Source organism: Shewanella sp. Arc9-LZ, assembly GCF_010092445.1.
Taxonomy (GTDB): Bacteria; Pseudomonadota; Gammaproteobacteria; order Enterobacterales; family Shewanellaceae; genus Shewanella.
Genome location: NZ_CP048031.1, coordinates 235,860 through 261,473, shown reverse-complemented (window position 1 = coordinate 261,473; position 25,614 = coordinate 235,860). Strand labels below are relative to the sequence as shown.

Sequence of the window (25,614 nt, the reverse complement as noted above, 5' to 3'; positions counted from 1 at the left end):
CACCTTATCGAATGCTCAGGCGATAGCCTGTGCCGCGGACAGACTCAATGGCGCCGACCATTTTTCCGGCCTTCTCTAAAGAAGCCATCTTACTGCGGATACGTTTAATGCACACATCGACAACATTGGTACAAGGATCAAAGTCGTATCCCCAAACATGCTCCAACAACTGCCCCCGGGTTAACACTTGGTTGGGTGAACGCATTAAATGTTCAAGCAGGCTAAACTCTCGACTAGTAAGTTCGACCGATTGTCCCTGACAATTAAGGCTGCGATTAATACAATCAAGTTGCAATGCGCCTACCTCGACAACATGCTGTTGTGTGCCGCCATGGCGTCGTAATAAGGCTTGAATGCGAGCATGCAACTCTTCAACATAAAATGGTTTAGCTAAGTAATCATCTGCGCCCATGTCTAACCCTTGAACGCGGTCACCCAATTCATTACGTGCCGTAAGCAGAATAATGGGTGTATCGACACCTTGTTGGCGCAGCGAACGAAGAATATCCAAGCCATCTCTGCCCGGAAGCATAATGTCGAGAATAATCACATCATAAGTATTGTTGCTTGCCGCCTGATAACCTTGATTACCATCGGCACAATGAGTGACATCGAAATTTTTGGCGCGCAAACCTTCACAGATAAAATCTGCAATTTTTTGTTCATCTTCGACAAGCAATACGTTCATTGAGTTTTATCCTTGGGAAACACTTAAAAGTATCTCACCTGACGCATCGCACTCGCAACCTATATGACAACATTGTCATTTAACAGATTAAGACTGGCCATACAGGATAAAATTTCAACAACCTAATGAGAGCGGAGTAGATAAACAGCATTGATGTTCGAAGGGTGATTCAATTTTTATCTAACATGCTAATTAGATATTAAAGGTATTGACCGAAGGAGAACAGTTACACATCCTGATGATGTTGACCATTGATTAGTAGAGTCTTTTTAAACTAAAAGCATGATATCTAAATGCTCCTCACTAATCTTGAAAGGTCATTCTTAGAGATTAAACATGTTTAATTTTCAACCATTATGCTGACTCGAATTGATCTACATCTAATTTTATTGCTCTACGTCCTTGTAAACTGATCATTCAATCGTTATCTGGAAGGCTATAAAAAGGTCTTCCTTATCTATTATCAAAAAGGAGTCAGATATGTCATTACAAGGAAAAGTCGCGCTAGTCACTGGCGCAGCTCAGGGCATAGGACGTGCCATTGCACTTCGTTTAGCAAAAGATGGAGCAGATGTTGCCATCGTTGATCTAAACGAAGAAAAAATGCTCGCAGTATCTCTTGAGGTCGAAGCCCTAGGTCGAAAATCAACTACTTTTAAAGCTGACATTAGCGACCGGAAACAAGTTTATGCCGCTATAGACCATGTAGAAAAAGCCTTAGGTGGATTCGATATTATGGTGAATAACGCAGGTATTGCGCAAGTTCAAGCCATAGCCGATATTACTCAAGAAGAAATGGATAAAATCCAAAAGATCAACGTAGACGGAACCCTTTGGGGTATTCAAGCCGCGGCAAAAAAATTCATCGAGCGCAAGCAAAAAGGCAAAATTATCAGTGCCTCTTCCATTGCGGGCCATAACGGATTTGCTTTACTGGGCGCATATTCGGCGACTAAATTTGCAGTGCGTGCGTTAACTCAGGCTGCAGCACAGGAATATGCTAGCGCAGGTATTACAGTCAATGCTTATTGCCCTGGTGTGGTCGGAACCGATATGTGGGTCGAGATTGATAAACGTTTTTCTGAGATTACTGGGGCTCCAATAGGTGAAACCTATAATAAATACGTGAAAGGCATTGCCCTTGGTCGTGCGCAAACACCTGTAGATGTCGCCAACTTTGTTTCATATTTAGCGGGTCCAGACTCTGATTACATGACAGGTCAGGCGCCGCTGATCGATGGCGGTATGGTTTACCGTTAATAATAACCAAATGGTCCCGAAATGCAGGATTGTGTATTTTGATCTGTCTTGGATATATGGTTTAAAAATTGTGGGCTCATATTGAGAGTAACAACATAGCCTGCAGTTTTTAGCTCTGTGATTAACAACCATGTGAACATAGGCTGGACTCTAATCAGTACCCATCTTAGGTGAGCATGTCTATTGCTAGTCAAGTTGCATACTAGGGCTTTAATTTCCTGCTTAATATTCTTTATTTTTTACTGTTAGACTTAATGTCCATTGTTCTCGAAAGTCTTTCTGAATACGTGAATGGATAAAAAGAGTTATCGCCATCGCTATAAAACCGCCAAGACTTGCCAGGGCCATATCTTTATGTGCATCCCAAACATCTCCCTGTGTGCCTAAATATGCCATTCCTAGCTCGCCACCAAATGCCTCAGCGGCGCCCCACTCAATCAATTCATATAGCATCGATGTTGCCATAATAAGATTTAAAGGCGTTAAATAACTCCAAAAGCCTTTCAAACCAGCAATCCGACAATACAAATCTCTAACAGGATATGCCAATAAAAGACCGTATGCCAAATGAATCAATCTATCAAAATTGTTCCTGGTCCAGCCCATATATTCATTAAGGCTAAAGTTAAAGTACGACGTTAAAAATGCATCATAGGGAACATTGGAATAAGTATAATATGAACCTATTTCATGCAAGCTCATAAAGGCAAATATCAAACTATAAGAGAGTCGCGATAATGGGCATTTCTTATACGTAAAAAAAATGAACATGGCAGATAAGACAACGAGTACATTTTCAAGCGCCCAATCGGCTCGATCATAAGGCGATATAGAAATAACTAGGAATTCAATACCAAAGATGACTGACAGAATGAGAAAGTATCGTTTATGTTCCATAATATTTTTAGCCATTGTGAATTAACGGTAATCTTACTAGGGAGTCAAAAGTCTGCTGTAGATCCCTCACCCATACCCTTTGGGACTCAACGCCGTGCAATCTCTCACTAACGCGAGGGCTACTGAAAAATAATAAACTCATTCTTTTAAATGCTGCATGTAAAATAACGGATTTTGCTTATATTGATGGATTGATCAACCCATCAATAGGCTAAAAGACTTAATATTGCCAGCCATTTTTAATGCTCATTAACTTAACCTCTTTCAATCAACATTACGATAGGCTTTTTATGACAGGCCAATATAGTAATTCCAACTCAGCAGAAAAATTTGATATCAATCAATTAAAAATAAAGTAGTTAGCTTTAAATATTAGTCGTTAAGCGCACAACCAGCGCTGGCAGTTTGATGACCTTGTCGTCTTTTTCGTTCGAGATGTTCACAATATTCAGTTAATGCAGCTAACGCCCCTACTGCGCTTTAAATAATGAGTGTTTTGCTAGGTTGGGTGAAATGTTTTATCGGCTTGTAAGGTCTTTGTAGGTCTTAACGAATACATGGAAATACAATGAACTTAAAACACATAAACAATGCACTTACTTTTTTGCTCTTACTGAGCTTTTTACTGCTTGGGGTTTCGTTTGCTTTAGGTGCAAATCCTAACGCATTAACCGCTACTTTTAGTTTCTATGGGCTTGATACGTTAATAGGTGTAAACACATTAGGCTTGTTAACGGGCTCAACTATGCTCGCACTGGTCGCAACAACCTTAGCTGCGCATTTAAAATTAATAAAGCCTACAGCGGCACTCGTGTTAGCAATAATAATTAGCATAGTGCCATTGCTAACATTATTTGCTAGTAACCGCTGGATGGAGCAATTAGGCGGTTTTCCGATAATAGGTAGTGGGCAAGGTATTATTAAGTACTTTTCTATATTGCCTATTTACTTGTTTTTATTCTGTAAAAGTAAACTTAGCGACAAACAGCACGTACTTTTAAACTTTATTCCTGTTGCTATGGTTTTACTATGGATTGGCGGCATGAAGTTTTATGAATTTGAAGCAAAAGCTATTGTAGGCCTTGTTGAAACCTCGCCATTTATGTCATGGTTGTATGCTTTATTTAGTGTGCGAGGCGCTTCAAACGTAATAGGTGGGTTTGATGTTTTATTCGCTGTGTTATTAGGTTTTGGACTGTTTTTAAATAATAAGAAGCTAATTATTGTAAGTAGCCTAGCGTGTTTAAGCGTGTTTTTAATGACCCAAACATTTTTACTATCTGCACCAAATGCATTTAGTTCAAATACTTTATTAGAGCGTTTAGGTCAGTTTGTAATTAAAGATCTATGGTACATAGGCAATTTAATTGTTATTGCGACTTTAATGATATTTAAACCGGCTAAGTAACTATATGCCCTTATGATCAGTAGCAACCGACACAAAACGTAATGCATCATGCTTCGATTTACGCTTAAACAGGACTGAAAGTATTATGTTTTCCAGCATATTGGTTGATTCGGGATGCAAATAGATACAATGATCAAACAGTAAAAAAATAGACCCATGTTGTTAAACATGGGTCTATTTACAGGGTATTTACACGTTATCTAAAGCAGTTAATTACTTCGCTAACACCTCGCTGACTGAGCTAAACGATCTAGCTAAATTACCTCGCTAAATTACGTAATACATAATGCAAGATGCCGCCATGTCGGTAATAACTAAACTCATTAGGGGTATCAATGCGGATTTTAGCTTCAAACGAATGTTGCTTACCCGCTTTGTCGGTCACTGATACATTCACGGTTTTCTGCTCGGCACTTACCGCAGGAATACTAAATTGCTCTTCACCTGTGAGGTTTAGCGATTCTGCACTGTCATCAGGCATAAACTGCAGTGGCAAGATACCCATTCCAACCAAATTAGAACGGTGAATACGCTCATAACTTTGCGCGATAACCGCTTTTACCCCCAACAATGCAGGCCCTTTGGCCGCCCAGTCTCGTGAGCTACCGGTGCCATATTCTTTACCTGCCAGCACAATACAAGGCGTACCTTGTTGCTGATACTGCATAGCGGCATCAAATACTGTCATCGACTCACCGTTAGGCATTGAACGTGTCCAACAGCCTTCGGTTCCCGGTGCCAGCAGGTTTCTTAGCCTTACATTGGCAAAGGTGCCGCGCATCATTACTTCATGGTTGCCACGGCGTGAACCGTAAGAGTTAAAGTCCTTAATGGCGACTCCAGCTTGCTGTAAATAGTCTCCGGCAGGGCTGTCTGGGGCAATAGATCCCGCAGGTGAAATATGGTCGGTAGTGACCGAATCACCTAACTTAAGTAAACAACGGGCATTGTCGATAGCCATAATTTTCGGTATTTCGGCACTGATCCCATCAAAAAATGGCGGCTGTTTAACATAGGTGGAATCGGGCCAGTTATATTTTTGGCTCTGTACCACCTCAAGCCCTTGCCAGTCTGCGTCGCCGCTGTATACATCGGCATAACGGGAAACAAACATCTCACTTTGCACCGCGCTGGCCATGACCTGCTGGATTTCCTGATTGTCTGGCCAGATATCTTTTAAATACACCGCATTACCATCAGCATCTTCACCCAATGGCTCAGTGACCATATCGGCTTTCATATTACCGGCCAATGCATATGCCACCACTAATGGCGGCGATGCTAAGTAATTGGCTTGCACTTCTGGATGGATACGTCCATCAAAGTTACGGTTGCCCGACAACACCGAACACACCTTTAACCTGCCCTGTTGTATCGCTTCGCTGACGGGTTGAGGCAATGGGCCGGAATTACCAATACAAGTGGTACAGCCGTAGCCAACCAACTGAAAGCCTAGTGCATCTAAATCGACATTAAGACCTGATTTTATTAAATAATCCGTCACTACCTGTGAGCCAGGTGCAAAGCTGGTTTTCACCCACGGTTTAACCTGTAAGCCTTTTTCACGAGCGTTTCTGGCCAATAGTCCGGCGGCGATTAACACCGATGGATTAGAGGTATTAGTACAGCTGGTTATCGCCGCTATCACTACCGCGCCAGCTTCCAGCACAAAGTCTTTATCTCGATAACGGCAAGCAACACCGGTACTACCATCGACGACGGAAACTTGCACTGATGGGCCACCCTCGCTTGCCAGCTCGTCTTTACCTTCGGCGTCGATGTGGCTAACAGGGATCTGACTATCCAACCACTGACGGAAACTGACTCCAGCTTGCTCAAGTGCAATTCTGTCCTGTGGCCTTTTGGGGCCAGCGATAGAAGGCACAATACTGCCCAAATCCAGTTGTAAGCTGGCGTGATAACAGGCTTTGTTGTCGGATGCACTTGCCCACATACCCATCTGTTTAAGATACGCCTTGATCAGCGCGATATGCTCTGGATCACGACCAGTAAGCTTTAGGTAATCTAGTGTTTGTTGGTCAATCGGGAAAATGCCACAAGTAGCACCGTATTCTGGCGCCATATTGGCAATGGTCGCCCTATCGGCCAAGGTTAATTGATCGACACCGGCACCAAAAAATTCAACAAACTTACCTACCACGCCAAATGAGCGCAGTTGTTCGGTCACGGTTAACACCAGATCGGTAGCGGTAACCCCTGGAGGCAATTTACCGATAAATTCAAATCCGACAATTTCGGGTAACAACATCGTCACGGGTTGGCCTAACATCGCGGCCTCAGCCTCAATGCCGCCGACGCCCCAACCTAATACCCCCAAACCGTTGATCATGGTGGTATGAGAATCGGTTCCGACTAAGGTGTCTGGATACAATAGGTTATCTTCATCTTCTTTGACAAAGACCACTCTCGCCAGATATTCCAGATTGATTTGGTGCACGATACCGCGCCCGGGCGGTACCACTTTAAAGTTGTCGAAGGCTTGCTGACCCCAACGCAAAAACTGATATCGTTCGCGGTTTCGTTGAATTTCAATGGCAGTATTTTTTTGCAACGCCCCTGTTTCGGCAAATACATCGACCATCACTGAGTGGTCAATAACCAGCTCCACCGGGTTCAGTGGATTAATAGCGTCGGCATTGCCGCCCAATGTCACGATTGCATCACGCATAGCGGCCAAATCGACGACTGAAGGTACACCGGTAAAATCTTGTAGAATGACTCGAGAAGGGACAAAGGCAATTTCGGTTTCAGACCAGTTATCCAGATCCCAGCGGGCCAAGATTTCAATATCCTTCGGCTGGACAAATTCCGAATTTTCATAACGCAGTAGATTTTCTAATAATATTTTTGCCGCAAAGGGTAAGCGGGATAAATCGTAGTGTTCTGCTAGTCGATCAAAGCTGTAATACCGGAAAGTTTTGTCATTACTTTCAATCTGTTTCAATAATTGCATAGAATCGTTCATTACTGATCTCCCTATAAACGTTTACTGGCACTTCCTGCTAAGCTTAGTGAACACACTAACATATCCCAATCAAAAATCGAGTCGAAAACCTTATGAGTAAGATACGTATAGAATATGACAGCATGGGGAAAGTTCAGGTGCCAGATGATGTTTATTACCAGGCGCAAACTCAACGTGCACGAGATAACTTTCAGTTTTCTGAGCGACGCTTTCCGTCGCCAGCAATACTCGCTCTACTCGACATAAAATCAGCTGCAGCACAGGCTAATAGCCAACTCGGCTTGTTAGATAACGCTATGGCCAAAGCAATTCAACAAGCGATTATCGCCAGTAAGAAGCTTGATTTTTCGCAGCACTTTCCAATTGATTTGTTCCAAACAGGCTCTGGCACCAGTTCTAATATGAATGTTAATGAGGTGATTGCCAGCCTCGCTAGCGACATTTTACAGGCAAAAGTTCATCCTAATGATCATATTAATATGGGTCAAAGCAGTAACGATGTGGTGCCCGCCTGTATTCATATTAGTACGGTTAGGCAATTAAAGGGCTTATTATATCCGGCCATTCAGGGCTTAAGTGACAGATTAACGTTTTTGGCCGATGAGTATTCAAATACAGTCAAAACTGGTCGCACCCATTTAATGGACGCCATGCCGATTACACTTGGCCAAGAACTGCAATGCTGGCAACAACAGCTAAACGGTGCTCAAGCTAGGGTACAGCAAGTAGCGCTGAGCCTGCATCATTTGCCATTGGGCGGCACTGCGGTGGGCACTGGCGTTAATTGTGACCCCAATTTTGCCAAACTTGCATGTGATGATTTACAACAGCAAGATCAGATCCCTTGGCAGGCGGCGCCAATCCCTGCGTTGTATATGAGTAGCCAAGATCACACCTTAGCCATGGCTTCGGCGCTCAAAGGGTTAGCGGTTACGTTATTGAAAATCGCCAATGATTTACGCTGGATGAACTCTGGCCCTGTTGCAGGACTACAAGAAATTAGCTTAACGGCGCTGCAACCGGGCTCATCGATAATGCCCGGTAAGGTTAACCCCGTTATCCCAGAAGCCGTAGCCATGATTGCCGCTGAAGTCATCGGCAATGAAGCAACCATCACCATCGCGGCACAATCGGGTAATTTTCAGTTGAATGTGATGCTGCCACTGATTGCCGACAAACTACTGTCCAGTATTGATTTATTAACCCATGCCTGCCAAGCCATGACCGATAAAGTGTTTGCCGAATTTAAGCCCAATGCAGAACATTTGACCCAGGCATTAGAGAAAAACCCCATTCTAGCTACCGCACTTAATTCAGTAGTGGGGTACGATATGGCCGCAAAAATTGCTAAACGAGCAGATAAAGAACATAAATCAGTATTAGCCATTGCGCTTGAAGAAACCGATTTAGACGAAGATAAACTCCAAGCGATACTCGACCCGTTGCATCTGGCAAAACCTAATGAATAACAGCCACCAAACTGACAATAGTTGGGTGAATAACATAAATTTGAGATTGAAGATGTTAGCTGTTAGATGTTAGATGTTAGATGTTAGCCATCACTCAAGTCGGTAAAAGTGCAATGGTGAATGAAAAATCGTGAGTAGTGAGTCGTAAGAAGTCTGCCGATATCCGTTGTCTCAGTGATATCGGCGGTAAACGTTATGACTCGTCATCTAGCGTCATTGCCTCTTTTATTTCATCACTGCCAAATCCTTTACGGGATAAATAGGCATACGCTTTCGACTTTTCTTTATAGTCCGCTAAGTTATAGCGTTTCTTAGCCAGTTCATTTTTGCAGCTTTGATAAAAATCGACGTCTTCTGTTAGCGTTAGTTGGTACAAGGTTTCTTCAAAGTCGCTTACATCAATCAGTCGCTGCTTTAATTCCTGCAAGATAAGGGTTTTACCTTTGCCTTTATTAAACAGTTTGATTATTTCAGTGGTTAAATCGGCTTTGTCGGCTTTGAGGGCTAATTTACTGCGCAGGGTTTCACGTTGTGGATGTTGTGCTAATGCGTGATCAATTTCAGCCCGAGAGAAACCTTTTGTGGTCATCTGGGAATAGACTTTTTCTATGTTGGTACCATAGAAATTTTCAAACCGACTCAGCAATCGCGATGTGGCTAACTCAAAAAGGTCCACTGTTTGCTCGTGCATCACTTGCTCAATCGCGGTATCAATCTCTGTAGCACTTACGCCGCGCAGCTGTAACTTACGTCTTATGGCACCAATACCGATTTCGTTACTAAAAGCTAACTCGCAGTAACGTACCGCAAAGTCAAAATCACTTTTTAAATAACCGCCCTCGATGAGTCTGGCGAGTACGGTATCAATCCATTGTTGATTGTCGGTTTTACGCTCAAGCTTGGTGCGAATTTCGTTAATGGTAAAGTCTTGCTGGCCAAGATGCCAATAAGCACTATTAAAAACGTTATCGATGGTTTTGGCTTGACGTAGTGGTGGACGCTGCATAAAAATTAATCTTACCTTAACATAATCAAAATGAGTGTAGCAGTTCAGTCAGTTATTGAGAAAGATCTAGATATTTCATTGTTTAAATGATTTAAAAAACCGCCTTTATAGTGAATGGAATACAGATTTTTAAATGGATTATAGAGTTATTTATTGATGAAGACTTGTTGTACTAAAGCTGCATCATTAGTCACTTAGCAGCATTATCCGCAACGGAACATCAATGGATAGAAGATCTTTATACTCGAGTCATAAGACGATTATTGCTTGTCTATTTGACGTTGCTGAACTGGCGGTGACAGCCGCTAATAACCTTAATAGATAATCTGCTGTCCCCCAAGCATTTATTGCGATATCGATTGGTAACAATACAGAAGCCAGAAAATATTTTAGATCGAAAAAAATATGATCCTCACAACCCCTCAAGGGCGTATCTATAGATGTTAGGATTGTTGAATTAAGGCGCTTGTATCTGATGACATCCACCCATCTATATTAGGTGTATGGATCACAGATTTGTGATTTTTGAGCTATCGACAAGTAACAAAACAGTTAAACATGTAAATAAACAGTATAGATATTGTTCGAATTCAAGTTTATTTAATAATTCCGCTGTTTTACTACTCTGATTTACTTTCAATCAATAGCGCCTTCTTGTTATTCTCCTGCCAATGAAAATCGTCAGCTGGATCTATTGATTCAACTACCCACTCCTTTGAGCTCGTTTGGAATCGTTTCTTGAATCTAACTCTTTGCCAATACCTAGCTAAGCCGCTTAATCGCATCGCAAGGCTGTCTAAATTGAGTAAAGCACATTTAACGTTGTGTTTCGGGTTACTGTTGCTGCAACCCTTAGCTGATTCATTATCTATGTCGATGGGGCATGTCGTCGATATCAGTGAATTTATTGCCGTTGTTGACACTTTACTAGCTGAAGTTATGGGCGCTAGCTTTCTGGGCCTACTAATATTAAACCCATTGGTGATCGAGCAATTTTGGCGTTTATTCAATCTCAATTCTACATTTTGTAATCTTCTTGCTCTTAGCTACGCGCTAAGTGCTTTATCTGCTGTTACCCCTAAATCCCTTGAATACACGGCACATGGTTGCCGCGCCCCTCCTCTACAAGCTTAAATATTTTAATTTAAATACATCATTCGCAAAATCTATATTGCCTTAAGACGTATGCCAAAATCACTGTTAATTGATTTGAGCGAGTCCTTTGGTGCAGTTATTTGCATTCGATGATTATTCTGCAACTGCCGATCCCCCAATTGGTAGCGTAGTAAGCTTTTAAGGTGAGAGGAATCTTCCTTTGTTAATTCGAAATTTAAGTAAACCAATGCTGGCGGCATTAGCATTTATGCTTGCCGGTTGTGAAGGCGGCGTACTGGATCCCAAAGGTCAAATCGGCATAGATGAGAAAAACCTCATTATTGTGGCGACATTACTGATGCTGATTGTGGTTATTCCGGTGATTTTCATGACCTTGTATTTTGCCTGGAAATACCGTGATGGCCGCGATGAAGAAATTTATGCACCTAAATGGGCGCACTCAACCGCCATTGAAATTGTGGTGTGGGTTGTACCAATTGTTATCGTGATCATTCTTGGTGTTATCACTTGGAATTCGACCCATGACTTAGACCCCTATAAACCGCTTGTTCATGATGCTAAACCGGTAAAAGTTGAAGTGGTGTCACTGGATTGGAAATGGTTATTTATTTATCCAGAATATGGTATTGCTTCGGTTAACGAATTGGCCTTCCCTGCGAACGTGCCGGTTAACTTCAAAATCACTTCAGACACGGCAATGAATTCATTTTTCATTCCGCAGTTAGGCAGTCAAATCTACTCAATGGCTGGCATGGCGACCAAGTTACACCTTATCGCAAACGAGCCTGGTACTTTTAAAGGTATTTCAGCTAACTACAGTGGCGCTGGTTTTGCGGGCATGAAGTTTAATGCCATTGCGACTGCAACAGCCGGCGATTTTGATGCGTGGGTTGCCAAGATAAAACAACAAGGGAATACCTTGGATGTTGAGCAATATGAGCAACTAGCTCAAAAGAGCGAAAATAATCCTGTTCAATATTATGGGTCAGTGCAAAAAGGCATGTTTAACCACATTGTTATGCAATACATGCACCCTGACTCGAATATGAAACCAATGGACAGTATGGAAGGCATGGAAGGTATGCATGACATGGGCAACATGAAATCAATGTCTGGTATGGAACATACCGAACATATGAAAGATATGCAGCATATGAAAGACATGGACGCTGAACAACATTCTGGACTTTCATCCTCTACACACTCAACCACAGAGCATTCTTCGACTGCATCTGGGGAGGCGGAGTAATCATGTCATTTCTTGGAAAATTAACACTCGAGTCTATTCCGTATCACGAACCCATTATTATGGTGACCCTAGCGGCTGTCGCCATTATTGGTGTCATCATTGCGGCCTTAATTACTAAACATCAAAAATGGGGCGTGCTTTGGCACGACTGGTTAACCTCGGTTGACCACAAAAAACTCGGTATTATGTATATCGTATTAGCGATGGTAATGCTGGTCCGTGGTTTTTCTGACGCGATTATGATGCGAACTCAGCAAGCACTTGCCACTAACGGCGCTGCGGGCTATTTACCACCAGAACATTACGACCAAATCTTCACAGCCCACGGCGTGATCATGATTATCTTTATGGCAATGCCATTTATGATTGGTTTAATGAACTTGGTCGTGCCATTACAGATTGGTGCCCGCGATGTGGCGTTCCCATTCTTAAACAACTTAAGTTTTTGGCTAACGACCTCTGGCGCGGTGTTAATTAACATATCGCTAGGACTCGGTGAGTTTGCTAAAACCGGTTGGGTAGCTTATCCGCCATTGTCTGAGCTGGCATACAGTCCGGGGGTGGGGGTTGATTATTATATCTGGGCCTTGCAGATATCCGGTATCGGGACAACCTTAACTGGGGTGAACTTTATCGCCACCGTGTTAAAAATGCGTGCACCTGGCATGAAGCTAATGCAAATGCCTATTTTCACTTGGGCCTGTACTTGGGCTAACGTGTTAATCGTTGCATCGTTCCCAATTTTAACCGCTGTTTTAGGCATGTTGACCTTAGATCGTTATTTAGATTTCCACTTCTTTACCAATGATGGTGGCGGTAACGCCATGATGTACATCAACCTGTTTTGGGCTTGGGGTCATCCTGAAGTATACATTTTGGTATTACCGGCTTTCGGTATTTTCTCTGAAGTGTTTTCAACCTTTACCTCAAAGCGTTTATTTGGTTACACCTCAATGGTGTGGGCAACCGGTGCGATTTCGGTGCTTGGTTTTATTGTGTGGTTACACCATTTCTTTACCATGGGTTCAAGCGCTAACGTTAACGCCTTCTTCGGCGTAATGACCATGGTAATTGCGGTGCCGACCGGGGTAAAACTGTTTAACTGGCTATTTACCATTTATCGCGGCCGTTTACGTTTTACCGTGCCAGTATTGTGGTCTTTAGGCTTTATGGTGACCTTCACCATCGGCGGCATGACCGGGGTATTGTTAGCATTACCTGGTGCCGATTACGTACTGCATAACAGCTTGTTTTTAATCGCCCATTTCCATAACACCATTATTGGTGGTGCGGTATTTGGTTACATGGCTGGTTTTGCTTACTGGTTCCCTAAAGCGATGGGTTTCACACTCAATGAACGCTTAGGTAAGGCATCATTTTGGTGCTGGCAAATTGGCTTCTATGTGGCCTTTATGCCGTTGTACGTACTTGGTTTTATGGGCATGACTCGTCGTATTAACCACACAGATAACCCAGCGTGGAACTTCTGGCTTTACTTTGCCGTAGTCGGCGCATTTATCATTCTTGTGGGTATTATTTTACAGTTTGTACAATTGTATGTCAGCTTCCGTGACCGTGAGCAAAACTTAGATACCACAGGCGATCCATGGAACGGCCACACGCTTGAGTGGTCAACATCTTCACCACCACAGTTCTATAACTTTGCCCAGTTAGATCCAGTAACAGACATTGATGCGTTCACCGACATGAAAGAAAAAGGCACTGCCTACAGACGTCGTGAAACATACCAGCCTATTCATATGCCTAAAAATACTGCCAGCGGTATTGCTATGGCCGCGTGTATTACGGCCATGGGGTTTGCTGCTATTTGGCATATTTGGTGGTTAGCCATTGTCGGGTTTGCCGGTACGTTTGTGTTGTTTTTACTGCGCGCTTACGACAATGACGTTGACTATTTCGTGCAGCCAGATGAAGTCGCACGGATTGAAAATGCACACTTAGATAACGTAGCAAGGGGCCGATAATGAGTATTGCTATTCAAGCAGATTTACACGTGGCTCACGCTGCAGATCACCATGATGATCATCATGACACTAGTGGTAACACCTTGTTCGGTTTTTGGATTTATCTAATGACCGACTGTATTTTGTTCGCATCCGTTTTTGCCACTTATGCCGTGTTATTCATGAACACCGATGGTGGAGTGTCGGGTAAAGATATTTTCGAATTAGACTTCGTCCTTATCGAAACCGCCGCATTACTTGTCAGTAGTATTACTTATGGCTTTGCCATGATTTGTGCGAGACACCAAAAGAAAGCGGCGACTTTAGGGTGGTTATTAATCACCTTCGCTTTGGGTTGTGTGTTTATCGCCATGGAAGTGTACGAGTTCCATCACCTGATTGAACATGGCAATGGTCCAGATCGCAGCGCCTTTTTATCAGCATTTTTCGCCTTAGTCGGCATGCATGGCTTGCATGTTACCGCGGGCTTAATTTGGATGCTGATCATGATGGTCGAAGTCGTCAAGTGCGGTTTAAATAATCGCAGCATCACCCGCTTGAGTTGCTTAAGTTTGTTTTGGCATTTCTTAGACATCGTGTGGGTGTGTGTGTTTACCGTTGTTTATTTGTTAGGAGTCTTGTGATGAGCAATGCACATTCAAGTCATGCCGAGGGCGACTTTGGCGCTAGCGTTAAGTCATATTTAGTCGGCTTTGTATTATCAGTGATCTTAACCGGTATTCCATTTTGGTCGGTAATGACTCACAGCTTTGATCATGACACCACCTTATGGATTGTCGTCGCTGCGGCTATCGTGCAAATCGTGGTGCACTTGAAATACTTCCTCCATTTAGATTTTTCTAAAGAAGGCAGAATCAATACATTCTCGTTCTTATTCACGGCCTTGATTATTGTCATGGTTGTGGGTTTGTCTGTGTGGATTATCTACGCAGCCAATGAATTGATGATGTAACCGACAGCTATCATGAATAATCAAGGTCAATCTATGTCAGCACAATTAACCTCACGCTTACGAGGATATGTTCAGGTAACCAAACCAGGCATCATCATGGGCAATTTAATTTCTGTCGCAGGCGGCTTTTTACTCGCGGCTCAAGGCAATGTTGATATGACCTTGATGTTTGCCACCATGATAGGTTTATCTTTGGTGGTAGCGTCGGGTTGCGCAATCAATAACTGCATTGATCGCGACATCGACGCCAAGATGAAGCGTACTCGAAACCGAGTTACCGTTACCGGTGAAATATCAGTACAAGCGGTATTGAGCTTTGGTATTGGTTTGGGTGTTGTAGGCTTTACCATGCTGGCGATATTCACTAATAGCTTAGCGGTGTTATTTGCCGCCATTGGCTATGTGGTTTATGTCGGGGTGTACAGCCTGTACATGAAACGCAACTCGGTTTACGGCACCCTAGTAGGCAGTTTTTCGGGTGCCGTGCCACCGGTCGTTGGCTATTGTGCGGTCACCGGGCAAATGGACATGGGCGCAATTATTTTGCTGCTGATGTTTAGCCTATGGCAAATGCCCCACTCTTATGCGATTGCGATTTTTCGCTTTGACGACTACGCCGCTGCTAATATTCCGGTATTACCGGTTGCCCAAGGCATGGCTAAAGCTAAGTTGCATATCGTGTTGTACATTGCTGTTTTTGCATTGGTTAGCGCACTATTACCGCTGGCGGGTTACACAGGTATTGCCTTTATGGCCGTGACCTTTGCCACCAGTTTATGGTGGCTAGCGATGGCGTTAAAAGGTTATCGTCGCGGCATCAATTTGCAGTCTTGGGCTAGACAAGTATTTGGATTTTCCATTATTACCATTACCGCATTAAGCGTGACCATGGCATTGGACTTTCAAGTAGTAACCTAAGCGCCTTTACTTACATTGGTGCCATAAGTGACTAAGCTCAGTAAAAGGCTAAGTTCAATAAAAGGCTAAACTCAATCAAGGCTTCAAGCCCGTGGCATTATGCTGCGGGCTTTTTTATTTGATAAATCCGCATTAAAGACTAAGGTTTAAGACTGATTAAAATTACCGCATGCAATTCTATTTTTCGTTTTTAACCGCATCATCAAACATAAAGGGATCTTATGTTTACCGTGTTAACAGGCAACAAACCCGACATCCCGTCGCTTAGCTCAATAAGCCTCATTCCCTTCCTGCTGACCGGCTGTTTACTGTTGGCAAACCCACTGCAAGCTAGCGAGAAACCGACGATCCAAGAAGCAAAAAACAACGTATTTGGTGATTGGGTAATCAACACCCCTGAACGTATTACCTTGTTGCAGTTAAATCATAATCGCAGCTACTTACACCTAGAACTTAACTTAAGCGCGCCACAAAATAGCGTTGCAGAATGGGGACGCTTGGATCTGCAATCAACAACTGCTAACTTTATCCCTAGCTACAGCAATAATGCCCAACAAGGATTAGCCGCATATCAATTCGAGTATCCGCAATTAAACATGACGCTGACATCACAGTCGTTACAACTCGCCTTAACCATAGATACCAATGCCGATAGCATTGCGGATGAGCAACATCAGTATGGCTTCACCCCAAACCAATCGGTCTATGGTGTATGGCATCAATTGTCTACCCCAGCGCTGAGTAGCTTGGTACTGCTCGACAATGGCTATTACGCCATGGTGAACATTAACCTACACCAAGACCCACAAGCCAATGAGCACGTCACTCACTTACAATGGGGACGGTTTGAATTACACCAAAATCAGCTAACCTTTGAGCCCGTTTTTAATAACCATCCCCAACACACATCTAACTTACCCAGTACTAGTCCCAACATGGTTTATCAGCCGAACAAACAGCAATTGGCATTATCATTTAGCGTAGATACTGGTAATTTAACTGACCATTTGTTGCTATTTAAGCGATAAACAAACATTTACAGCTATTTAGTTACAATTTCTGCCACAATCAGCTATTCAAATTCAAGCGATTACACTTCATACTGAGTCATTGCTGGTATCAATTTAGCGTTAAAAGGATATGTCATGGGCCAAGAAACCTCTAAGATTCTCGTTGTCGATGATGACATGAGATTACGTGCATTATTAGAACGTTACTTAATTGAGCAAGGCTTCCAAGTTCGCAGCGCTGCCAATGCTGAACAAATGGATAGATTACTAGAGCGCGAAAACTTTCATCTACTGGTGCTCGACCTCATGCTACCCGGTGAAGATGGTTTGTCGATTTGTCGCCGTTTACGTCAGCAAGAGAACCCTATCCCGATTGTGATGCTAACCGCTAAAGGCGATGAAGTTGATCGTATTATTGGCCTAGAGCTAGGCGCTGATGACTATTTACCTAAACCGTTTAATCCACGTGAATTATTAGCACGTATTAAAGCGGTTATGCGTCGTCAAATTGTTGAAGTACCAGGCGCACCAGCTCAGCAAGAAGAAATGATTGAGTTTGGCGAGTTTTCGCTAAATTTAGCCACTCGTGAAATGTTTCATGGCGATGAAAGTATTGCACTTACCAGTGGTGAATTTGCCGTACTTAAAGTGCTGGTAAACCATCCTCGAGAGCCACTATCACGTGACAAATTAATGAACCTGGCCCGTGGCCGTGACTACTCTGCCCTTGAGCGTTCAATCGATGTTCAGGTGTCACGTCTACGCCGTTTAATTGAAAAAGATGCCGCTAACCCACGTTATATTCAAACGGTTTGGGGTTTAGGTTATGTATTTGTACCCGACGGCACCACGCGTAAGTAATCCATGAAACTCAAGTTAAAATGGTGGCAACGCTTCTTGCCCAGAAGCGCTTTTAGTCAGACAGTATTACTGATCGGCAGCTTACTGTTGATCAATCAATTAGTGTCATATTGGTCTGTCGCCGTTTACTTTATCAAGCCCAGTTATGAGCAAATTAACCAACTGATTGCCCGCCAAATCAATATACTATTTGTTGATGGGGTTGATGTTGGCCGTGAACATCTCACCATGGTGGATGCCCTAAACGCCAAAGTGCGTGACGATGGCATGACCGTTTATAACCAAAAACAAGCGCAAGAAGCCGGACTCGGCCAAGCCACTTATTACAGTTTCTTGTCAGAACAAATGTCGGTTTATCTTGGCGGCGAAGCTGAAGTGCGTTTTTCGCAAGGTGAAAAGCTCGATGTGTGGATAAAACCGCCACAAGCCCCTTCTTTATGGATTAAAGTGCCGCTCACAGGTATTAATGAATCAGACCTGTCTCCACTAACATTATATTTACTGGTGATTGGCGGGCTCAGTGTCGCCGGTGGCTGGCTGTTTGCCCGCAGACAAAATCGTCCGCTTAAACGCTTACAAAAAGCGGCAGTAACCGTGTCTAAAGGCGATTTCCCTCCGACGTTACCATTGATTGGTTCAACCGAAATTGTTGAAGTTACTCATGCCTTTAACCAAATGGCCAATAGCATGAAGCAGCTTGAGCAAGACCGCGCCTTGCTAATGGCAGGGATTTCACATGATCTACGCACGCCATTGACTCGCATACGCTTAGCGTCAGAAATGATGGTAGAAGACGACCAATATTTGAAAGAAGGCATTGTCACTGATATTGAAGACATGGATGCGATTATTAATCAATTTATTGCTTATATTCGTAACGACCAAGAAGGCATACGTGAACCCGACCAAATTAATCGTTTGATCCAAGAAATCAGCCAACAAGAGTCACACCGCGAAGGCACCATTGAGTTATCTCTGGCTGACTGTCCCGAAATAGCCATCAATAGTGTGGCGATAAAACGCGTATTAAGTAACTTAGTCGAAAACGCATTCCGCTATGGTAACGGGTGGATAAAAATCAGCTCATATAATCAAGGTCAATACTTGTGCTTTAGTGTAGAAGACAATGGCCCTGGTATTAATGAAGACCAAGTTGAACAGCTCTTTCAACCCTTTACTCAAGGCGATACCGCACGTGGCAGTGTTGGTTCAGGCCTAGGACTGGCGATTATTAAACGCATTATCGACCGTCATCACGGCAAAGTTAAACTGTCTAATCGCCCTCAAGGTGGCTTAAAAGCGCAAGTGTGGCTGCCGTTAATCGACAAAAACCTCTACAACTAACAACGGCCATATTTCACCACCCACATGACTCAACTCATAGATAAAGTGAAGTCACGAAAGACTGTAACATTAGTGCCATAAAATACACATATTGGCATTTATGTGAACTCATTTACCTATGAAGATATCAACCCTATCCCTTAGTGCATCCGCCTTATTATTAGTGCTTGCGGCATTACTCGCTGCCACTGTGTTATGGAGTAACCAACAACGACAAACGAGTGAAAAATTAAACCTCGATTTACAACATATTCAACATACCTTTCAATATGATGTTCGCCGGAATATTGATAGCTACTTACAAACAGGGCAAAGCAATTATCTCGAACAAGCCCGTAGTGATATAACCCGCATAACCGTCAATATTACCCAGTTACATTCTGCTCACCCACAGCTTGATAGTGCTTCACTGACCACCTTAATGACTCAATTAATTGGCGACTTAGACACTAAATACCGTGCAGCAGGAAAACTGGCCGGTAACCCACGCCAACTACTGGCTTTTGCTGAATCAGAAATGCTCGATTACAGCGGTAGTTTACATCGCTATGCCCAATCAGCTCCAAATGACTCAAATACCGCGCAGCAATATCTTACGCTTAGCCTTAAGTTACCCAGCTTAGTTTATCAATTATCACAGCAGACTCAGGCCTTATTGATTGATCAAGATACCGGAGTCAGTAATAGTCTTAATTTTTCAATAAAGGCCCTCAATACATGGCATGACGATTTGGAGAAGCTATCTTTGCTGGGTATTTATCGCACCGAAGAAGTGGATGAATTCGCCTTAGGTGATGACGAACCGGAACGTATTGAAACCGGTGAAACCCCACGGGCAGAATTACTCAGTTTGACCCAACGCTATAGCAAAGAAGTGAGTAATACCAAGCAAATGCTCAGCGATAATCAACAGGTACAAGCAGCGCTAATAAACGCCACCAGCCTAGTGGAACAACAACTGGTGACACTAGCCGACACGCAAGCCGTAACCGATGAACAACTTAAAATCCGTTTACAGTGGCTGCTATACACCATGGTGACATTGATAGCATTGTTTTCTATTGGTTATTTAGTATTACAACAACGTCGAGTCGTTAGCCCACTTAAACGTTTAAATCATGCTTTTTCAATGTTAAGCGAATCGAATCAACGTGAACCATTACCCGTGACCAGCCAATGCGAAACAGGCCAAATTGCGGCACACTTTAATCGCCTTTTACAGCGATTTGAACAAGATGACGAACAACAAAAAAGTAATATGGCACAGGTGTCTAACTCATTGAGTGAGCTAGTCGCCAAAATTGGTTTCTTATCAACTAGCACGCAACAAACGCAACATGTGGTACAACAAACGCAATCACAAACCGCTGATTTAATTACTCTTGCAAATGAAGTAAACCGGTCGTCTAGTTTAGTAACTGCCAGTGCAGAACAAACCATGCATGATATGCAAGCAAGCCAAAAAGAAGCCCAAGCGGTGTTAGATGCGACCGATCATACGTTAACCAAGGTCAATCAATGTAACCACTCACTAACCCAACTCAGTACATCAGTTAACGACGCGGCTAAAATTGTGGATGTTATTAGTAATATCGCCGACCAAACTAACTTATTGGCCTTAAATGCCGCCATTGAAGCCGCTCGTGCAGGTGAGCAAGGTCGTGGTTTTGCGGTGGTGGCCGATGAAGTGCGCAGTTTATCGCAACGGACTCAACAATCATTAAAAGACATAATGGCTATTTTCGAGCAACTAACCCGCTCTAACACAGCACTTAGCCACAGCGTAAACGACATCAGCGAAGCATCTGCACAGCAGAAAGGTCGAGCCCAGAGTTTGTTAGATGTTGCGTTGCAAGTACAACAGCAAGCTCAAGAGATGGCGAGCAGTGCGAGCCAAGGGAGTGAACATGCTAAGCAACAGGTGGGGCATCTTGATGAATTTGTCATCGCGATGGATAGCCTAATGCTGCATGCTAAAGATGCGTTTGAACAAAGTGAAACGATTGCGCTTGAGGTCAGTAACAGTGTCGATAATATTGAACAACACTTAGGCATCCGCGGATAATCAATACTGACAAATTTGCGGTATCGCTGTTTTAATCATAAAAATGGGCGCCATATTGGCGCCCATTTTACTGTACTGTTAAGTCTCTATTACTGAGACATAATATAGATTACAGTGCAGCCATTACTGCTTCAGCAGTGCTGACTTCAAATGACTTACCTTCCTCAACATTCAGTAAAGTCACCACGCCATTGTCGATCACCATCGCATAACGCTGTGAACGAACGCCACCAAAACCGGCGGTATCCATTTCTAAGCCTAACCCTTTAGCAAAGCTTGCATCACCGTCGGCTAGCATCATTAATTCAGAAGCATTTTGGGCTTCACCCCATGCTTTCATTACGAATGCATCATTAACTGCAACACAAGCAATAAGGTCAACACCTTTAGCTTTAAACTCGTCTGCAAGTACAACAAAACCTGGCAAATGAGCTTCTGAACAGGTTGGTGTAAATGCACCTGGTACAGCAAACAATACCACTTTTTTACCGGCGAAAAGCTCAGTAACATCGTGATTAACCATGCCGTCTTTTGTCAGTTGGCTTAAGGTAGCTTTTGGTAAAGATTGTCCTGTAGCGATCATAATATTTCCTTGATTATTAGAGGCTATTAACCCTTGTTAAACAGAAAGGTTACCTTGGGGAAAATACCCTACGACAACCCAAATACAAAATAGATAATACTGATTCACACAATATCGAGATCAATAACCCTAGCAGCAACCCAATGGCAATCGCCTCTGGTTTCAATAAAATCACATGGCTATAAGCCTGCCAGACCTCAGCTTGAATGTCTTTTTGTGGGGCTAATGCTATTTGCTGATAAGGACTATAACTGTGTTGATGAAAACGACTCAACGCTTCGGTGAGTGATGTATAACGTTGGTATATTGACTCAATACTTTCACCACCGGCACTAAACACCGGATCGTTATTTTGTTGATAGTGAAGGATAAGTTTACTGATGTCTCCAGCAAAAAAACGGTCTGCATCACGTTGAAATTCTGCCAAACTGAGTTTAGCTTCAAGCTGATGAGCTTCGAGTCGTTGGCCGTATTGTTCGACAAAAGCAGGGACTTGAATACCAATCAAGACACCACAAATAAACAACACTAAGCGAAAGTAATCCATTAAACGTCGTATCATGATGTCATCGAAAAATCAGTTGTAAATGAATCCTCAGAATATCACCAATTACGCAAGTAAGCATCTTGAATAAACAGATGTTAACTTACGTAATTGTGTGGCTTTTTTGAAAGTTTATGTGCCCAGCGACAAGCATCAAGGTGAGAGTGATACCTGCTTAGCATGGCTACTATCTAGGTTTACTCAACCAGTAATACCCCTTTATACATCTGCATTTGGCAATGAAACGGATACTCACCTTTGGCTAATGCTGGCAGCGAAATTACCACAGATTTATCCAGTGGTAGCTCTTCGCTAATGTCTAAGTCTGGAAATAACAAACTGGCCGAACACCCTGCTTTGTCTTGGCGTAAAAAGGTTAATTGCGTCGCGGTATTGGCCGGCACAGTTATCCTTGCTGGGGAGTAAACCCCGTCTTTAACCACAATAGCGTTACTTGCTTGATGAGTGGTCGCTTTGGGTTTATACAACCAAAACCACCAAACGATAATGGCAATTAATGCCACACAAAATAAATTAATTAATAGCATCATTCACTCCTAGTGTTGTTGAGGGCTAAAAAAGCGCAAACGATTGGCGTTGCTCACCACTGTTAATGATGAAAATGCCATCGCAGCACCAGCAACCACAGGGTTAAGTAATACGCCAAACACCGGAAATAACACCCCAGCAGCAAGCGGTATACCCGCCATATTGTAAATAAACGCGCCGACTAGGTTTTGTCTAATATTGCCTAAAGTCGCCTTACTCACCGCGATGGCATCTGCCAAACCGTGTAGCGATCCTCGCATTAGCGTTATGTCGGCACTTTCAATCGCGACGTCGGTTCCGGTGCCAATAGCAAAGCCGACATTGGCTAGCGCCAACGCAGGTGCATCATTAATGCCATCACCAGTCATGCCAACCACCTCACCTAATGCTTGTAATTCGGCCACTTTATTGGCTTTATCTTGCGGTAATACGTCGGCAAAAAAGTCATCGACACCCACTTTGGCAGCCACAGCTGCGGCTGTCGCGTGGTTATCTCCGGTAAGCATAATGACCTTAATGCCACTGCTTTTAAGCCTTGCGATGGCGGCAACAGAGTCTGCTTTAATCGGGTCAGCCACGGCAATCACTGCTGCGAGTTCACCGTCGATAGCAAAATACATTGGCGTTTTGGCGTCTGCTGCCAACGCTTGTGCTTGCTGTTGATAATCGCTTAAGACTATGCCTTTTTCGCGCATTAATTTTTCATTACCAAATAATAACTGAGTCGATTGATACTGAGCTTGGACACCAAATCCTGCAATAGCAGTAAAATTTTCAACATTGAATAAGGTTAATCCCTTATCCGCTGCGGCTTGAACAACGGCCTGTGCAAGTGGATGCTCGGAATGTTGCTCAATACTTGCCGCCAGTTGCAATACTTGTTCTTGTTCGCGACCATTGACCACGATGATATCGGTGATTTTTGGCGCGCCTTCGGTAATCGTGCCGGTTTTATCTAAAATCATGGTGGTAATAGTCGATGCCGTTTGCAGAGCTTCACCATTACGAATAAGCACGCCAGATTCAGCGGCTTTACCTACACCCACCATCACCGACATGGGTGTTGCTAACCCTAACGCACACGGACAAGCGATGATTAAAATTGTCATCGCCGACACTATGGCGTATCCCACAGAGGGTTCAGGCCCAAAATTAAGCCATACCATGGCGCTGATAATGGCAATAATCATCATTGCAGGAACAAAATAGCTCGAAATAACATCTGCCATTCGACCAATTGGCGGTTTGGAGTTCTGCGCCCGTTTAACCATAGTAATAATGTGCGCCAAAGCGGTATCTTTACCGACTCGTGTGGCGGTAAAAGTAAGTGATCCCAGTTTGTTTAATGTACCTGCGACCACATCATCATTAACACTTTTTTCAACCGGAATAGGTTCACCCGTCAACATCGATTCATCAATAAAACTACTCCCCTCAACGACCACACCATCTACGGGAATTTTTTCACCTGGTCGAACACTGACTTTATCGTTTAATTGCACCAAGGCAATATCGATATCGACCGCTTTACCATTGCGGATCACTCTAGCCGTTTTAGCTTGTAAACCAATTAAGCGCTTAATCGCTGCCGAGGTTTTACCGCGCGCCTTGACCTCTAACGCGAGTCCAAGATTGATTAAACCAATGATCATCGCGGTTGCTTCAAAATAGACATGGCGCGCCATTTCTGGCAATAAATCTGGTGCAAATACCACCACCATAGAGTAAACCCACGCAGTGCCTGTTCCGAGCGCAATTAAGGTGTCCATATTGGCACTATGATGAGTAAATGATTTCCATGCGCCAGTATAAAAATGCTTGCCGGAGAAGAACATTATCCCTAAGGTCAGTATACCAATTGCTCCCCAAACCAGCTGTTGTATTGGGTTAGTAACGGTCATGTCACCAATAAACAAACCATAAATCATCAGTGGGATACCCACTGCCAATGCGACAATAGTGTGTTTTATTAGGCTTTTATAATATATTGCATCTGCCTGTTCTTTCTCATCAATAGCATCTGCACCACCTTGATCGTTAATCAAAATAGCGTGATAACCGGCTTTTTCAACGGCCTCAAGCAAACTAGCGACTTCAACCTCTCCGGTGACCATCACACTGCGATCAGCAAAGTTCATTTCAGCCTGCTCTACTTGCGCGACTGTTTTAAGGGCTTTCTCAATTTTGCCAACACAGCTGGCACAACCTGCACCCTCTATCAATAATTGTGTTGTTGTTTGGGTATTCATCACAAAGACTCCTTATCACTAACCTGACAAGGGGTTTCATGGTTTGGATCAAATCCCTCAATCAAGTGACAAATCATGGCACCTGTAGGCGCCAATGCTGGCAGATTTTCCCACTCACTTACGGCTTGAGTCAGCTTATTACGTAGCTTTAACGTTTCATTAAACAGTATTTCAGTTTCGGCCAACTTTTGGCTAATAAGCTGCTTCACCATGGTACAAGCGCTTTCACCGTGATCAGTTTTGGAAAAAATCACTTTAATTTCATCCACCGAAAAACCTAAGTTTCTGGCACTCATAATAAATCGCATCCGCGACACTTCTTTGTCACGATAGTATTTATAACCATTGCTAGGCGATTTTGTTGGTGCGAGCAGGCCGATTCGGGTGTAAAAACGAATTGTGTCTGTGGTAACACCCAATAACGTTGCGAGTTCACTGACTTGCATAATCACTCCTTGGGGTAACGACTGTATTA

General features: G+C 43.3%; 22 protein-coding genes. 13 read left to right on the top strand and 9 right to left on the bottom strand.

Going from position 1 to position 25,614, the window contains the following annotated elements; genetic code table 11:
* Positions 1–4 precede the first annotated feature (4 nt).
* On the bottom strand, positions 5–688 hold the full coding sequence (locus GUY17_RS01245) for a response regulator transcription factor (RefSeq protein ID WP_162022055.1): 684 nt from the start codon (positions 686–688) through the stop codon (positions 5–7).
* Positions 689–1,168: 480 nt separating this feature from the next.
* Here GUY17_RS01245 and GUY17_RS01240 point away from each other — a divergent pair, with 480 nt between their 5' ends.
* Positions 1,169–1,948, top strand: a complete 780-nt coding sequence (locus GUY17_RS01240; RefSeq protein WP_101084858.1) for an acetoin reductase — start codon at positions 1,169–1,171, stop codon at positions 1,946–1,948.
* A 222-nt stretch (positions 1,949–2,170) separates the two neighbouring features.
* Here the strand turns inward: GUY17_RS01240 and GUY17_RS01235 are convergent, their stop codons facing one another.
* Complete coding sequence (locus GUY17_RS01235; protein WP_254439849.1) at positions 2,171–2,845, bottom strand: DUF2238 domain-containing protein; 675 nt, start codon at positions 2,843–2,845, stop codon at positions 2,171–2,173.
* Between the two features lie 568 nt (positions 2,846–3,413).
* Between GUY17_RS01235 and GUY17_RS01230 the strand changes: the two genes are divergently transcribed.
* Positions 3,414–4,253 (top strand): DUF417 family protein, encoded by an 840-nt coding sequence (locus tag GUY17_RS01230; RefSeq protein WP_123884487.1) that lies wholly within the window; start codon positions 3,414–3,416, stop codon positions 4,251–4,253.
* Between the two features lie 259 nt (positions 4,254–4,512).
* Here GUY17_RS01230 and acnA read toward each other — a convergent pair whose 3' ends face one another.
* Complete coding sequence (acnA, locus tag GUY17_RS01225) at positions 4,513–7,239, bottom strand: aconitate hydratase AcnA (RefSeq protein WP_162022054.1); 2,727 nt, start codon at positions 7,237–7,239, stop codon at positions 4,513–4,515.
* A gap of 92 nt (positions 7,240–7,331) precedes the next feature.
* Here acnA and GUY17_RS01220 point away from each other — a divergent pair, with 92 nt between their 5' ends.
* Positions 7,332–8,708 carry a lyase family protein gene (locus GUY17_RS01220; RefSeq protein ID WP_162022053.1) on the top strand — a complete coding sequence of 459 codons (1,377 nt, stop codon included), beginning with the start codon at positions 7,332–7,334 and terminating at the stop codon, positions 8,706–8,708.
* Between the two features lie 193 nt (positions 8,709–8,901).
* On the opposite strand, the gene GUY17_RS01215 is transcribed toward GUY17_RS01220, so the two are convergent.
* Positions 8,902–9,714 (bottom strand): RecX family transcriptional regulator, encoded by an 813-nt coding sequence (locus tag GUY17_RS01215; protein ID WP_162022052.1) that lies wholly within the window; start codon positions 9,712–9,714, stop codon positions 8,902–8,904.
* Between the two features lie 801 nt (positions 9,715–10,515).
* Here GUY17_RS01215 and GUY17_RS01210 point away from each other — a divergent pair.
* The 10 genes from GUY17_RS01210 (at position 10,516) to GUY17_RS01165 (ending at position 21,214) form a co-directional block, all read left to right on the top strand.
* Entirely contained in the window at positions 10,516–10,848 is a 333-nt protein-coding gene (locus tag GUY17_RS01210) for a hypothetical protein (RefSeq protein ID WP_254439848.1), read from the top strand.
* Between the two features lie 181 nt (positions 10,849–11,029).
* On the top strand, positions 11,030–12,079 hold the full coding sequence (gene cyoA, locus GUY17_RS01205) for a ubiquinol oxidase subunit II (protein ID WP_162022050.1): 1,050 nt from the start codon (positions 11,030–11,032) through the stop codon (positions 12,077–12,079).
* Positions 12,080–12,081: 2 nt separating this feature from the next.
* Positions 12,082–14,064 (top strand): cytochrome o ubiquinol oxidase subunit I, encoded by a 1,983-nt coding sequence (gene cyoB / locus GUY17_RS01200; protein ID WP_059745905.1) that lies wholly within the window; start codon positions 12,082–12,084, stop codon positions 14,062–14,064.
* On the top strand, positions 14,064–14,687 hold the full coding sequence (gene cyoC / locus GUY17_RS01195) for a cytochrome o ubiquinol oxidase subunit III (protein WP_162022049.1): 624 nt from the start codon (positions 14,064–14,066) through the stop codon (positions 14,685–14,687). The genes cyoB and cyoC overlap by 1 nt, the downstream gene beginning before the upstream one ends.
* A complete protein-coding gene (gene cyoD / locus GUY17_RS01190; RefSeq protein ID WP_101084848.1) occupies positions 14,687–15,016 on the top strand; it encodes a cytochrome o ubiquinol oxidase subunit IV in 330 nt (109 codons plus the stop codon). The genes cyoC and cyoD overlap by 1 nt, the downstream gene beginning before the upstream one ends.
* Before the next feature lie 12 nt (positions 15,017–15,028).
* Positions 15,029–15,934 carry a heme o synthase gene (gene cyoE / locus GUY17_RS01185; RefSeq protein ID WP_101084847.1) on the top strand — a complete coding sequence of 302 codons (906 nt, stop codon included), beginning with the start codon at positions 15,029–15,031 and terminating at the stop codon, positions 15,932–15,934.
* 221 nt (positions 15,935–16,155) lie between these two features.
* Positions 16,156–16,962 (top strand): hypothetical protein, encoded by an 807-nt coding sequence (locus GUY17_RS01180; RefSeq protein WP_162022048.1) that lies wholly within the window; start codon positions 16,156–16,158, stop codon positions 16,960–16,962.
* 117 nt (positions 16,963–17,079) lie between these two features.
* On the top strand, positions 17,080–17,805 hold the full coding sequence (gene ompR / locus GUY17_RS01175) for a two-component system response regulator OmpR (protein ID WP_162022047.1): 726 nt from the start codon (positions 17,080–17,082) through the stop codon (positions 17,803–17,805).
* Positions 17,806–17,808: 3 nt separating this feature from the next.
* On the top strand, positions 17,809–19,149 hold the full coding sequence (gene envZ, locus GUY17_RS01170) for a two-component system sensor histidine kinase EnvZ (protein WP_101084844.1): 1,341 nt from the start codon (positions 17,809–17,811) through the stop codon (positions 19,147–19,149).
* A gap of 118 nt (positions 19,150–19,267) precedes the next feature.
* Entirely contained in the window at positions 19,268–21,214 is a 1,947-nt protein-coding gene (locus tag GUY17_RS01165; protein WP_162022046.1) for a methyl-accepting chemotaxis protein, read from the top strand.
* Positions 21,215–21,323: 109 nt separating this feature from the next.
* Here the strand turns inward: GUY17_RS01165 and GUY17_RS01160 are convergent, their stop codons facing one another.
* The 5 genes from GUY17_RS01160 to GUY17_RS01140 all read right to left on the bottom strand — a co-directional run bounded on the left by GUY17_RS01160 (position 21,324) and on the right by GUY17_RS01140 (position 25,585).
* On the bottom strand, positions 21,324–21,797 hold the full coding sequence (locus GUY17_RS01160) for a peroxiredoxin (RefSeq protein ID WP_162022045.1): 474 nt from the start codon (positions 21,795–21,797) through the stop codon (positions 21,324–21,326).
* 49 nt (positions 21,798–21,846) lie between these two features.
* The gene (locus GUY17_RS01155) at positions 21,847–22,344 is read right to left on the bottom strand and encodes a DUF2937 family protein (protein ID WP_242445071.1); all 498 of its coding nucleotides are present in this window, start codon (positions 22,342–22,344) and stop codon (positions 21,847–21,849) included.
* 194 nt (positions 22,345–22,538) lie between these two features.
* Positions 22,539–22,889: a cupredoxin domain-containing protein gene (locus tag GUY17_RS01150; RefSeq protein WP_162024249.1), complete on the bottom strand. Its 351-nt coding sequence runs from the start codon at positions 22,887–22,889 to the stop codon at positions 22,539–22,541.
* 9 nt (positions 22,890–22,898) lie between these two features.
* Positions 22,899–25,139, bottom strand: coding sequence for a heavy metal translocating P-type ATPase (locus GUY17_RS01145; protein ID WP_101084839.1), 2,241 nt, complete (start codon positions 25,137–25,139; stop codon positions 22,899–22,901).
* Complete coding sequence (locus GUY17_RS01140; RefSeq protein WP_101084838.1) at positions 25,139–25,585, bottom strand: MerR family transcriptional regulator; 447 nt, start codon at positions 25,583–25,585, stop codon at positions 25,139–25,141. The genes GUY17_RS01145 and GUY17_RS01140 overlap by 1 nt, the downstream gene beginning before the upstream one ends.
* Positions 25,586–25,614 lie beyond the last annotated feature (29 nt).

Bases quoted from the DNA above. Each gene is read 5' to 3' on its own strand.
- ompR (WP_162022047.1), top strand. From the start codon at position 17,080: ATGGGCCAAGAAACCTCTAAGATTCTCGTTGTCGATGATGACATGAGA.
- GUY17_RS01230 (WP_123884487.1), top strand. From the start codon at position 3,414: ATGAACTTAAAACACATAAACAATGCACTTACTTTTTTGCTCTTACTG.
- GUY17_RS01235 (WP_254439849.1), bottom strand. From the start codon at position 2,845: ATGGAACATAAACGATACTTTCTCATTCTGTCAGTCATCTTTGGTATT.
- GUY17_RS01160 (WP_162022045.1), bottom strand. From the start codon at position 21,797: ATGATCGCTACAGGACAATCTTTACCAAAAGCTACCTTAAGCCAACTG.
- GUY17_RS01180 (WP_162022048.1), top strand. From the start codon at position 16,156: ATGTTTACCGTGTTAACAGGCAACAAACCCGACATCCCGTCGCTTAGC.
- GUY17_RS01240 (WP_101084858.1), top strand. From the start codon at position 1,169: ATGTCATTACAAGGAAAAGTCGCGCTAGTCACTGGCGCAGCTCAGGGC.
- GUY17_RS01145 (WP_101084839.1), bottom strand. From the start codon at position 25,139: ATGAATACCCAAACAACAACACAATTATTGATAGAGGGTGCAGGTTGT.
- GUY17_RS01215 (WP_162022052.1), bottom strand. From the start codon at position 9,714: ATGCAGCGTCCACCACTACGTCAAGCCAAAACCATCGATAACGTTTTT.
- acnA (WP_162022054.1), bottom strand. From the start codon at position 7,239: ATGAACGATTCTATGCAATTATTGAAACAGATTGAAAGTAATGACAAA.
- GUY17_RS01150 (WP_162024249.1), bottom strand. From the start codon at position 22,889: ATGCTATTAATTAATTTATTTTGTGTGGCATTAATTGCCATTATCGTT.
- cyoC (WP_162022049.1), top strand. From the start codon at position 14,064: ATGAGTATTGCTATTCAAGCAGATTTACACGTGGCTCACGCTGCAGAT.
- cyoD (WP_101084848.1), top strand. From the start codon at position 14,687: ATGAGCAATGCACATTCAAGTCATGCCGAGGGCGACTTTGGCGCTAGC.
- GUY17_RS01245 (WP_162022055.1), bottom strand. From the start codon at position 688: ATGAACGTATTGCTTGTCGAAGATGAACAAAAAATTGCAGATTTTATC.
- cyoB (WP_059745905.1), top strand. From the start codon at position 12,082: ATGTCATTTCTTGGAAAATTAACACTCGAGTCTATTCCGTATCACGAA.
- GUY17_RS01140 (WP_101084838.1), bottom strand. From the start codon at position 25,585: ATGCAAGTCAGTGAACTCGCAACGTTATTGGGTGTTACCACAGACACA.
- envZ (WP_101084844.1), top strand. From the start codon at position 17,809: ATGAAACTCAAGTTAAAATGGTGGCAACGCTTCTTGCCCAGAAGCGCT.
- GUY17_RS01165 (WP_162022046.1), top strand. From the start codon at position 19,268: ATGAAGATATCAACCCTATCCCTTAGTGCATCCGCCTTATTATTAGTG.
- cyoE (WP_101084847.1), top strand. From the start codon at position 15,029: ATGAATAATCAAGGTCAATCTATGTCAGCACAATTAACCTCACGCTTA.
- GUY17_RS01155 (WP_242445071.1), bottom strand. From the start codon at position 22,344: ATGGATTACTTTCGCTTAGTGTTGTTTATTTGTGGTGTCTTGATTGGT.
- GUY17_RS01220 (WP_162022053.1), top strand. From the start codon at position 7,332: ATGAGTAAGATACGTATAGAATATGACAGCATGGGGAAAGTTCAGGTG.